We start from the raw sequence: 11,952 nt of genomic DNA on the forward strand, positions 1-11,952 counted from the left end.
AGTTAGGTTATTTATCTTTCTCTACAATAATAACTTCAACTTTCATTTCACGAAGACCTTGTAAATATTCTTCGGGAATATCAGAATCCGTTACTAAGATATCAATATTTCCAAACTCTCTAATCATATGGCAGCTGCGCTTACCAAATTTGGTAGAATCCGCAACAGCAATGACTTGTTCTGAAATATCACACATGAGTCGATTTAAACTTGCTTCTTGTTCATTATGTGTGGTGATACCTGACCTCAAATCAAAACCATCAACCCCAAGAAAAACCTTATCAAAACGGTAATTCTTCAGGCTTGCCTCTGCTTGAGATCCAGAGAAAGAGAGAGCCTTCTTACGAAGAACTCCACCTGACATCAATACTTCTATACCAGAAGCTGATGCTAACTCCATAGCTACATCTAGACCATTAGTCATGACTACTGCTTGCTCTAACAATTTTAAGTTAGATGCAATTTCTCGCGTAGTCGTACCTGAATCCAGAATAACGGTGTCACCATTCTCAATCAGCTGTGCTGCTGCATACCCAATGGAGGATTTCGTTCCAATATTTTGATGGCGTTTTTCATGAACCGTAAGTTCTGCAATTACGCCAGTATTTGGAATCGCCGCCCCATGAGATCGAACAACATACCCATTCTTTTCTAAAAAGCTCAGATCACTGCGAATAGTGACACTAGAGACATCAAATCGTGCAGCAAGGTCCTCTACACGTGCTTTACCATCTTGGTTCACCACGTTTACGATTTCCATGCGCCTTTCGACAGCACTAATCATTTTTTCTCGTCTCCCTAAAATCAACGAAATCTCTTTCGTTTGATTTCGAATTAACCTTACACCTAAAAATTATTCCCACAATATGGAAGTATAAAACTTTTGATCTCTTTCACATTCTTTCGTTAATTTTCGCTTTATTTTTATCTTACGTTACTTTTCGTATTTCTTCATATATTACTCTTTGAAAGTAAAAATACCAAATAAAACGCATAGTTAATGCGACTTACCTTTCATTTATCTTTATATCTATGGGAAAAGAAAATTCTCTTTGATTAAAACCCCATCGATACTCTTAAGATTTGTGATCCCTAACACAGCAAATTAACTTTCGATAACTTACGATCCGCAAGAATTCGAAAATAAATAACAAATAACGTAACCCTACAAAAATAGAATATGAAAGGAGACATTATGTCTATTACTCGCCGTGACATTTTAAAAGGTGTCGCAGCAACAGGAGCCCTTGCAGCAACGTCTGCAATAACTGGTTGCCAAAAAAATACAGTGCAAAATTCTATGGGCGAACTGGCTGGAAAAGTTAAGCGCCCAAACCTACTGATTATTTTCCCTGATGAAATGAGAACTCAAGCTCTCGGTTTTATGAATCAAGATCCTTCTCTTACTCCTAATTTAAATAGATTTGCTAAACAAAGCTCAGTATTAAAACAAGCGGTTTCAAACTTTCCTTTATGTACTCCATTTAGAGGAATGTTAATGACTGGGCAATATCCATATCGCAATGGTATTCAAGGAAATAGTCATACAGCAACCCCTGGCATGTTTGGTGGGAGAGACTTTGGAATTGAGCTGAAAAAAAACCAATCAACATGGTCTGATATTCTAAGCAAAGAAGGATATAGCATGGGCTATATCGGAAAATGGCATTTAGATACCCCAGAAGCACCTTTCGTCCCTAGCTACAACAACCCAATGGAAGGCCGTTACTGGAATGATTGGACTGCGCCAGATCGTCGTCATGGTTTTGATTTTTGGTATTCATACGGGACTTACGATAAACATTTAACGCCAATGTATTGGACGAATGATACGCCACGTGACAAACCTCTTCACATTAATCAATGGAGTCCTGAGCATGAAGCTGATATAGCAATTAACTACCTAAGAAATGAAAATGGTGAATATAGAGATAACACGAAACCTTTTACGCTTGTTGTTTCAATGAACCCTCCTCACTCTCCTTATGATCAAGTCCCTCAAAAATATCTTGATCGATTTAACAAGAGTTCAAGAGAGCTAAACTCTCGCCCAAATGTCATATGGAATAAAGAATACCTTGACGGTTATGGTCCTGAATATTTCAAAGAATACATGGCGATGGTCAATGGTGTAGATGAACAATTTGGTCGCATTGTCGACGAACTTGATGCCTTAAATCTTACCGAAGATACCTTGGTCGTTTTCTTCTCTGATCATGGTTGCTGTATGGGCTCTAATGGAAATCCAACCAAAAATGTTCATTATGAAGAAGCAATGCGTATACCAATGATGTTTCGTTGGCCAGGAAAAATAAAACCGACGTCAGACGACATATTATTCTCCGCTCCTGACATCTATCCAACACTCTTTGGGTTAATGGGAATGAACGATTTGATCCCAGATACAGTAGAAGGGACTGATTTTTCAAAAACTGTAAAAGGGGAAAGCGGTGATGAAAAACCAACCTCACAGTTTTATACCTTTATGCCTTATGGCGGACAATCTTACGGTCGACGCGGAATTCGCAACGAAAAATACACGCTTATGATTGACAGAAAAATAGGTAAACCACTGACCTATGTTCTTCATGATAACCAAGCCGACCCATATCAAATGAAAAACATAGCAACAGAGCAACCCAAGCTTATTACTCAACTTATCCAAGATGAATTAATGCCTTGGCTTGAGCACACAGGTGATCCTTGGCGCCCAACAGAAGTACCTAAAAATACCGCCAATGCTTACACCTAATTAAATCAATATAAAAAATACATTCAAGATTTAGCAGTGAAACACTAATAATAAATAGGGAATATTATGAAACAATCTTACAAAATCATTATCGCTTCTGGTTTAGCCGTATTTGCGTCTCAAGCCTTAGCAAATGACTATAAAACAACGGTGGAATACCGTCATGAATATAAAGATGGTAATAACAAACATGCAGATAGAGTAAAAATGTTCTTAGATACAGGGAAGAATATTGGGTTTGAATTAGATGCAAGATACAACAATACAGACGAAGATCAGATGTTTGATGAGATGAGCATGAATGGCTCTGAACTGTCTATTTTCTATTACGATAAAATTGCTGAAAATACGACGGGATTAGTTGGTTCATCACTTGACTTTAATCCTGACGGTTTAGTTTATGTTCCTTATGTTCGTGTGAACCACTCTTTTGATAACGGTTTTAGAGTGCAAGCACGTTATAAATGGAAACTTTGGGATTATTCACAAACTAATAAAGCAGGCGAAAGCTATACATCTAAAATTCAAGAAGTAGATACTTGGCTTGGCTATAACACTGGTAAATGGGATTTCCAATATGAGTTCCAAATTTGGAATGAAATGAACGATGATGCAAAACCTCAATTTGATAACGAAAGCTATGACTATCTACACAATTTCCGCATCATGTATAGTTTTGTAAATCCTGATGGCACTAAATGGCGTCCATTTGTTGAAGTTGGTAACGTAAGACAAGACAGTTACAGCGACAACCGCCAAACTCGTTATCGTGTTGGTATAAAATACACTTGGTAAACAATAACTTGAAGTTATAAAAAATAAAAACGGCACCTCTTATAAAAGAAGTGCCGTTTGGTTATTTAATGACTGTTTCTAATTTTTTCTAGCGTAATTATTTAACGCTAGTTACTCGGCTAACACGCTCACCAGTAAATGATGCTGAACGAATTTGAACATCACCCGTTACTTTTGGTTTGTTCGCATTATCATATGCAGCCCATGTTTTGCCGCCATCTACAGAGTATTGTAGCGTTACACCTGGGAATGAAATGTTCATGCTTAGTTCGCCGTTTGCAATTTCTGCACCAGGGATTGGTAGACGGTAATCAATACCCGCTCTTTCAAGCTTCGCTAATTCACGTTGACCCATAGTGTTTGCAAAGTTCGTCCAATCAGTAAGCTGTGCTTTCTTGTTCACTAGGTTTGTTTCTAGAGAGTATTTAACACCTGCTTTGTATTCATTTTCCCAAGACGCTTCATGCCATGCACGCTCTGCTGCTGCGATAACACGTGGGAATACCATGTACTCATATTGCTCATCAGTACGTACTGTTTCTGACCAAAGTTGTGCAGACAGACCGTAGAAAGGTTTCTTAGGTGTTACTGTACCTGCACTTTCAAAGCCGTTACCGTCACGGTCAACTGATGTTTCCGCATTTTGAGGTAGGTTTTCTGGTGCGAAACCGAACATCTTACGTGTATCTGTTGCACGAGTTGCCCAGTAGTAGCCACGCTCTTTTGCGTCAACTTCATATGGGAAATCCATGTAAACGTAATCTGGGTTAGAGATAACTACGTCGTAACCTTTTTCAGCCCACTCATACGCTGAAGCACCACCGCCCCAGTATAGAGTATCCCAGAAGTTTGCACGTACTGATTCAGTTGCGAATGCATTAGCACCTTCAGAATATTTCAGACCATCTTGCCACGCTTGGAAATGTGGAATGCCTTTAGCTGCAACAATTTTAGATACTTGTTCAGCAAAATGGCTTGGTAGATGTTCGAAATCTGCAACTTCACCGCTTGCAATCAGAGACTGACACTGTGGTGATTTTTCAAATGGGAAGTCTTGCTTAGATAAGTCTAAGTCACCTTTCCATGCGATTTTTTCTTCATCGTTGATGTCTTGGAAACCAGCGTGAAGTTTGATGTTTTTCGCTTCATCACCACCGAAGTGCCATGTTGATAGAGGAACACCAGCCGCTTTGTGCATTGCTGCAACTTCAGTGATCACTTTATCTACAAACGTTGCAGATGAATCTAAACATGGGTTAATGAAGCTTTGTTTATTGTAGAACTGAACCGTTGTTACGTTTGATTCGTCTTTTGGATCCATCAGGCGGTATTGATTCGCCTCTTCCATCTTACCTTCAGCGGCAAGACGTGCGTAACGAGCTTCCATTGACATAACTGCTGCACGTGAGTGAGCTGGCATATCGATTTCTGGAATCACTTCAATGTTACGGTTTTTCGCGTACGTTAGGATCTCTAGGTAATCTTCTGTTGTGAAGAAACCAGAACCAAAGTTATCTGAATCAGCACCTGAACCTAGCTGAGGCAGTAGACAAGATGTTTCTGACTCATCAAAACAACGATTACCACCGATGTCAGTTAGTTCAGGAAGACCAGGGATCTCTAAACGCCAACCTTCATCGTCCGTTAGGTGAAGATGTAATTTGTTAAGTTTGTATGCTGCCATTTGGTCAACTGTCGCAAGAATCGCTTCTTTTGAGTGGAAGTTACGAGCAACATCAACCATTACGCCACGGTATTCAAAACGTGGAGCATCTTCTACGTTTAGAGTCGGGATTTCTGAACTATCTAGGCTTACTAGTGCTAATAAAGATTGAACACCGTAGAACGCACCTGCTTCATCAAAAGCAACAACCGTTGTTTTACCTTCAGTCACATCTAGTTTGTATGCGCCAGATACGCCATCTTTGAATTGCTTCTTATCTACAGAAACTGATACTGGGTATTCACCAGAAGTTTCAAGACCTAGAAGTTCAGCACGTTGGTTTAATGCAGCAAGTTGGTCTGCATCAATACCGTTTGCTGTAATAGAGATACCTTTTGCTAAATCAACGGTTTTGTTCGTTAGCGTTGTTTTTAACGGTGTCGGAATAATATGAGAAGACGCATCAACTTCAGCTACATCAGCGTTTTTCTCAAAACGAGTGTTTGCTGTTGCTACAACGTTGTTATCAGCAAGAGTACGTTTTAGTTGAACACCGATAATTTCATCTACGTATTCGCCAGTATCTTCAGTATCCAAAGAAATGATATTACGAGCTTCAGCACCTGGAGCTGTTACAAATGCACCTGGCATGAAGTCAGTTTCAAATAACTGCCAGTACTCAGCTACCAGTGGAAGAACCACTTCTTCGCCAGCAGCAAAACCATCAAACTTATCTGTTGGTTCAAGTTTGTGTAAGTCACCCGTTACACGAGTAATCTTAAATTGGTCATTTTCAACATCTAGAATTAAACGAATGCTGTGGAAGTAAATTGTCCAATCAGCTGAATCAACCGCTTCACCAGTGTTAGTGATTGTCATGTTTACTTTGTTACATGATGCCCATTCAGCTTGAAGGTCTTTACATGCAAGACCGTCATCAGCACCTTGGTTAGTAATAACTGTGTAGTTAACATCTAGGTTTTCAGCCAGTTGGTTAACTGTTGATTGCTCAGAAGAAGTAGAAGAACAAGCCGCTAAACTTGCCATAATAACTGTAGAAAGAAGCGTTCTTTTCAACATGATTCCATTCCTAATAAATAAAGTAATTAAATTTCAAATCTGGAATTACAATACAAAAGTTTTTTAGTTTTACAAATTAAGATAAATTCAATTTATGCTTTGAATCACAAATAACTCTATATTTCACGGTATAAATTAAAATAATGAGAATCACATCAACATATAATGGAACGCCATACTACCGATTTCTTTAAAAACATAATTATCATTATGTGAAGTAGCCCGCAATTACCTCTAAGGAACTGAGGTGCAAAATAAATATTTAAGACAAACAATACATATTAACGACCTAAAAAACACTTAATTCACACGGAAATAAAGTTTTACAAATATATGAACATTATAGCTCGAATTTAATTATTCGGTTTACATCTGTACGCAATTAAATAGTAATCGATTGCACTCTCACTTCTAAAGGAGAGCCATGTAACAAAAATTAATTTAAGAGACATTAATCACTAAAAATCGTAATTAAAGACATTATGATAGGTGATTAGCAAATAACCGATTATAGGTATAACCATGAGTACACTAATTGCCATTGCCATTACTACAGGCATTCTTTCTGGTCTTTGGGGCTGGGTAGCTGTTAGCTTAGGTCTATTAAGTTGGGCAGGCTTTCTTGGCTGTACTACCTACTTTGCCTCTCCTACTGATGGTATAAAAGGCATTGGTTTAAGCATTGCAACAAATCTAAGTGGTGTCTTCTGGGCTATGGTAATAATCAAGCTTTCTTCAATGGTTAGCCTAGAAATCATCGGTTACGTTATTACTGCTATTGTTGCTTTCTTTATGTGTGCACAAGCAAAGAAGAGTTGGTTAAATTTTATTCCTGGTACCTTTATCGGCTCATGTGCAACCTTTGCTTCAAACGGTAACTGGCAGCTAGTTATTCCTTCACTAATCTTAGGTGTTGTATTTGCTTATGCCATGAAGACATCTGGCTTGTGGCTAAAAGAAAAATTAGAAAATAATAAATTAATGGCAGTGAGCAAAAGCTAAAAGTAAATCCCAATTCAGAGAAAAGCCTCTTAACTAATCTAATGATAACTAGTAAGAGGCTTTTTTATTCATCCTTGAATACTTTCCTGAGCTTCTAGTGTTGTAAAGTGACAAAATGAATTTAAACATATTTCATAACTTTAAAAACAATCACTTATGAGACATCTTTGTAAATATATTCAAAAAAGAAGATTATTTTATAACTGACAAATACAAAAACGCCGCTTGATATTGCTATCAAGCGGCGTTCTTAAAGGTGGCTCCCTTTGCTGGACTTGAACCAGCGACATACGGATTAACAGTCCGGCGTTCTACCAACTGAACTAAAAGGGAACAGGTATTGCATCTCATAAAGAGAAAATATGGTGCCGACTACCGGAGTCGAACTGGTGACCTACTGATTACAAGTCAGTTGCTCTACCTACTGAGCTAAGTCGGCACACTATATCTTTTTGTCATCATCAAGCTAACTTAGCTCAGCAATGGAATGTGGTGGAGGGATAGGGATTTGAACCCTAGAACCGCTATTAACGGTTGCCGGTTTTCAAGACCGGTGCTTTCGACCACTCAGCCATCCCTCCACGGGACTCTTCTGAAGCATCTGCCTCATCAAGTGATGTCGCGCATTATAGAGAAAATGAGATCAGGCGCAAGCCTTTTTTTAAAAAAAATGTTCGTTTGATTAAAAGTAACTCTAATTGATTGATTTTTATTTAATTCGAATAAATAAGCAACAATTATCAAATAGTTATGGATGAAATGCAATTACGTCCATTACCTTTCGCTTTATATAATTCTTTGTCTGCCGTTTGTAATAGTACAGTTTCTGAATCATCCCCTTTATAGTCAATCAAGGCAACACCTACACTAATACTTATTTTTTGATGAGTTGAATATTCATGAATAATATTTAAGTTATAAATACATTGACGAAGCAACTCTGCTGTTTGGTTTAACTGTTCAAGATCGGTATCAAACTGAATGAGGGTAAACTCTTCCCCCCCGTAGCGATACACTCGATCTGTTTGCCTATGCAGCGACTTCATTAATGCCCTTGCTACGCGCACAAGAACGAGGTCACCCGCGGAATGTCCATAGTTATCGTTATATTGCTTAAAATGATCAATATCGAACATTATCAGCCCGACCTTCACTCCAAGTCTACGCCCTTCAGCCCACTTACTTTCCAAATCAGAATCAAACATTCGGCGGTTTAAAAGATTAGTTAGCCCATCTAATGAGGCATGTTTTTCAAGTAAGTCTGATTTTAATTTTAATGCTAGCTGATTACGTACCCGCTTTTGTAAAATAACGGAGTTAAATGGTTTAGTGATAAAGTCAACAGCACCAAGATCTAAAGCTCGAATCTCATCTTCTGTAGAGTGATTAACGGTAATAACGATAATAGGAATATCTTTGGTTTTATCATTATTTTTGAGTCGCTCAATCACCTCAAAACCACCCATAATAGGCATATGAATATCTAACAATACTAAATCTATATTTTCATACTCAATAACATCTAATGCTTCAGCACCATTTTTAGTTAAAATTGACGTTAGTGGCTTCAATAAATGCTGTAAAACTTTTCGACTAATCGGTTCATCTTCAACTATTAATATTTTTTGTTCTTCTAACATACATCTCCTAACCTTTACCTACATCATAACGGTAATATTTTGTGTTACTTGTTATAGATTAGCTGAAGTTTCGCTATTTTTTCTTGAAGTACTTCTCTTCTAAAAGGTTTAGGTAGGTAATCATCCATACCACTATCAAAACATCTTTGAATATCATCGTCCAATATAGAAGCAGTAAGTGCAATAATTTTAGTTGGTGTCATACTTTCATTTTGTTCTAACTGTCTTATAGCTATTGTTGCTTCAAAACCATCCATTATCGGCATCATACAATCCATCAAGACAACAAGAATCTCTTTACAATGCCTTTTATATAGCTCAACCGCCTCTACTCCATTATTTGCGATCTTATAATCAATACCCAACATCTGAAGGTTAATAGAAACCACTTGTTGATTAATTTTGTTGTCCTCGACAATTAACACCATGCCTCCTTCGCGTTGAAGCTGTTGTTTTTCTGACCCACCAATTTGGAGATTTTTATCTCCACGATTACTTTCAAAAACAGAACGAAGTAAATTATCTAAACGTGAGCCTAGCAATGGAAAAGTAATGTAACCTGACAAGTTTTCAACCTCTGGATTTTGATCTGTATTATTCCTTATTAATACAATTGGTAACTCTGGATATTTTGCTTTAACCGTTTCTATTTGCTCCCTAAAGTCTTCTTTCTCTAATACAATTAAAGACTCTGACGTTTCTTGGCTCTTTATTTCTTCTATCGAGTACACTTTTTCAAGATGATATCCATATTCATTAAGCTCACTAATAAACAAATCTTTAGGTGATTTTGAGCAATAGATTATGGTTTGGTTATTCACTTTTTTCTTTATATGCTCTTCCGCTGGATCTTTTTCTAACTCAAGAGAAAAATAAAACTCACTGCCAACGCCTTTACTTGATTTTAGTTTTATTTCATCTCCCATCATTTTGATCATTTTAGATGAAATAGCTAACCCTAACCCTGTACCGCCATAGTTCTTTGATGTGTCATCATCTTCTTGTTTAAATTCTTCAAAAACTTGGTCATGCTTACTTTCTTCTATTCCTAACCCTGTATCTTTAACAGAAAAGAGATAACGATAAGATGATTCTGTTTCTTCAAGCTGTGATAACTCAAAAGTAATTGAGCCTGCATCTGTAAACTTGACTGCATTAGATGCTAAATTCATCAATACTTGTCTTATCTTTTGCTCATCAGCCTTCACATAAGTGGGAAAATAATCACTCATGATAATTTTAATATTTACACCTTTTTGCTGAGCTTTTGGGGCAATTAAAGCGGCAGTATCGAAAATAATTTCTTTTATTTTACAACTGTGAGCATTGAGTTCTATATTTCCAGATTCAATCTTTGATAGGTCTAACACATCATTAATTAGCATTAATAATGTTTGAGATGAGGCATTTATTGTTGCTAAATAATCTTTTTGGATAGGCGTTAATTTTGAAGCAGATAAAATTTCTGTCATACCGATGATACCATTCAAAGGTGTTCTTATTTTCATGAGACATATTTGCTAAAAAAGAGCTTTTCGCTCTATTGGCTTTTATTTCTTTATCTTGAGAACGAACAATACCTTTCTCTAAACGAGAAGTAAGCACAACAGCTGACCCTAAAACTGTAGTGATAAGAAAAAACAACACAATAGAAAGTACCTGACTATAAAAATATAATCGTTCAATTTGTAATGTTGTTTTCTCTGATACGATTTTAAACAACCTATTTAATCGCTCTTCTATATCATGTACTGTAGATCTCAAGTCACCATGTAAACCTAAGCGATGGTTATACCCTGCAACACTTTGTATATTATGAATTTTCACAAAATTATTTTTAAACATCAAATAAGAATTCATTACTTTTTCATCATTAAACTGATAGATATCATTTCCCATTATATCTATCAGCTGAAGAATATGTTCAAGTTCAAATAAAATTTTTACTTCTTTTTTTCCTGATATACCAGAATAAAAATCATATACTTTCTCTTGTAATACCAACATTTTTTTATTTAATTCAAAATCATTTATCTCTAATAATTTAGTTTCCAACGCAATTGATTCATCTTTTAATATTTCAAATAAGCCTTGCTCATCGCCACTTCCATAAAGCAGCTCTATAAGCTCACTAAACTCATGAAATGAATGTCCATATTCTTCTATTGACTGAATAAGCTCTAGGCTGTCGTACTCAATTTGTATCCCTTCCTCAACTAGTACTCTGTGGATATTAATCAATTTATCTTCAAACTTACCAATTTCAAGCTCTAATGAATCATGGTATTTACTGTCATTTCGACTAATAAAATCTTTTTCATTACGACGGATCATCAGCATATTATTTTCTGCTAATTTTATCTCTAATTGCAGTTCTGTTAACTTTTCTTCATGTTCATGGAATTGGTAATTCATATAAAAATAGAGTAATAAGAGAAAGGTAATAACACTCGCTGCTATTTGTAATAACGATTTTATGGAGGAAGAGGTTAACCGTTTCATGCATATCCTTATGACATCGATTATTATAAAAGGGGTCTAAGCTAATTGTTCAAATGACTCTCCATTTGTTTTTTTATGTTGTTTAGTCCTTCAACTACGATATTTATTGTGTCTTTACTTGGTCTATTTTCTGTTTTAGCTGCCGCTTCAACCTCTTTAATCGCAGGTAAGATGTCCATCTCACATAAATTCCCTAAAGCACCTGAAAGCGTATGCGCAGTATGAAATAGCCCTGATAAATCATTTGCTTCATATTGTGCTAATATGGTATCACCCATTGCGGCATTATCGACAAGATACAACTCAAACAGCTGTTGAGTTATTTCTTTATCTCCATCGAACATTTCTTCTAATATCTCTATATTAATCACTATCACTAACCTATTAATTCAATACATATAATTACTATAGGACAGAACCTTCTATTATCCATAATAAATTCCCATAAAAAAGCCATGAAAACACACGCTTTCATGGCTTAATAAGGGCAGTTTTACGCAGCCCTTTTATCTCTTGGG

Annotated in this window: 9 protein-coding genes and 3 tRNA genes; 3 read left to right on the plus strand and 9 right to left on the minus strand. The window is 36.5% G+C overall.

The window, feature by feature from the left end:
* Positions 1–7 precede the first annotated feature (7 nt).
* The gene (agaR, locus tag ED622_RS01425; RefSeq protein ID WP_060993199.1) at positions 8–784 is read right to left on the minus strand and encodes a transcriptional repressor AgaR; all 777 of its coding nucleotides are present in this window, start codon (positions 782–784) and stop codon (positions 8–10) included.
* Between the two features lie 411 nt (positions 785–1,195).
* Between agaR and ED622_RS01430 the strand changes: the two genes are divergently transcribed.
* Together ED622_RS01430 and ED622_RS01435 are read left to right on the plus strand one after the other, a co-directional pair.
* The gene (locus ED622_RS01430; protein WP_122032193.1) at positions 1,196–2,752 is read left to right on the plus strand and encodes a sulfatase-like hydrolase/transferase; all 1,557 of its coding nucleotides are present in this window, start codon (positions 1,196–1,198) and stop codon (positions 2,750–2,752) included.
* A gap of 66 nt (positions 2,753–2,818) precedes the next feature.
* The gene (locus ED622_RS01435; RefSeq protein WP_122032194.1) at positions 2,819–3,547 is read left to right on the plus strand and encodes an oligogalacturonate-specific porin KdgM family protein; all 729 of its coding nucleotides are present in this window, start codon (positions 2,819–2,821) and stop codon (positions 3,545–3,547) included.
* Between the two features lie 97 nt (positions 3,548–3,644).
* Here ED622_RS01435 and ED622_RS01440 read toward each other — a convergent pair whose 3' ends face one another.
* Entirely contained in the window at positions 3,645–6,290 is a 2,646-nt protein-coding gene (locus ED622_RS01440; RefSeq protein ID WP_162922417.1) for a beta-N-acetylhexosaminidase, read from the minus strand.
* A gap of 522 nt (positions 6,291–6,812) precedes the next feature.
* Here ED622_RS01440 and ED622_RS01445 point away from each other — a divergent pair.
* Entirely contained in the window at positions 6,813–7,292 is a 480-nt protein-coding gene (locus ED622_RS01445) for a DUF1097 domain-containing protein (RefSeq protein WP_122032196.1), read from the plus strand.
* Between the two features lie 257 nt (positions 7,293–7,549).
* Here the strand turns inward: ED622_RS01445 and ED622_RS01450 are convergent.
* The 7 genes from ED622_RS01450 to ED622_RS01475 all read right to left on the minus strand — a co-directional run bounded on the left by ED622_RS01450 (position 7,550) and on the right by ED622_RS01475 (position 11,805).
* Positions 7,550–7,625: transfer RNA gene (locus ED622_RS01450), tRNA-Asn, on the minus strand.
* 30 nt (positions 7,626–7,655) lie between these two features.
* A tRNA-Thr gene (locus ED622_RS01455) sits at positions 7,656–7,731 on the minus strand.
* 51 nt (positions 7,732–7,782) lie between these two features.
* A tRNA-Ser gene (locus tag ED622_RS01460) sits at positions 7,783–7,873 on the minus strand.
* Positions 7,874–8,032: 159 nt separating this feature from the next.
* Entirely contained in the window at positions 8,033–8,932 is a 900-nt protein-coding gene (locus tag ED622_RS01465; RefSeq protein WP_122032197.1) for a diguanylate cyclase, read from the minus strand.
* A 44-nt stretch (positions 8,933–8,976) separates the two neighbouring features.
* Complete coding sequence (locus ED622_RS20025; RefSeq protein WP_254052569.1) at positions 8,977–10,404, minus strand: ATP-binding protein; 1,428 nt, start codon at positions 10,402–10,404, stop codon at positions 8,977–8,979.
* On the minus strand, positions 10,307–11,434 hold the full coding sequence (locus tag ED622_RS20030) for a hypothetical protein (protein ID WP_254052570.1): 1,128 nt from the start codon (positions 11,432–11,434) through the stop codon (positions 10,307–10,309). Before ED622_RS20030 ends, ED622_RS20025 begins: the two co-directional genes overlap by 98 nt.
* 41 nt (positions 11,435–11,475) lie before the next feature.
* A complete protein-coding gene (locus tag ED622_RS01475) occupies positions 11,476–11,805 on the minus strand; it encodes an Hpt domain-containing protein (protein ID WP_122032198.1) in 330 nt (109 codons plus the stop codon).
* Between the last annotated feature and the right edge of the window lie 147 nt (positions 11,806–11,952).

This window comes from Aliivibrio sp. EL58, from assembly GCF_900312675.1.
GTDB lineage: Bacteria > Pseudomonadota > Gammaproteobacteria > Enterobacterales > Vibrionaceae > Aliivibrio.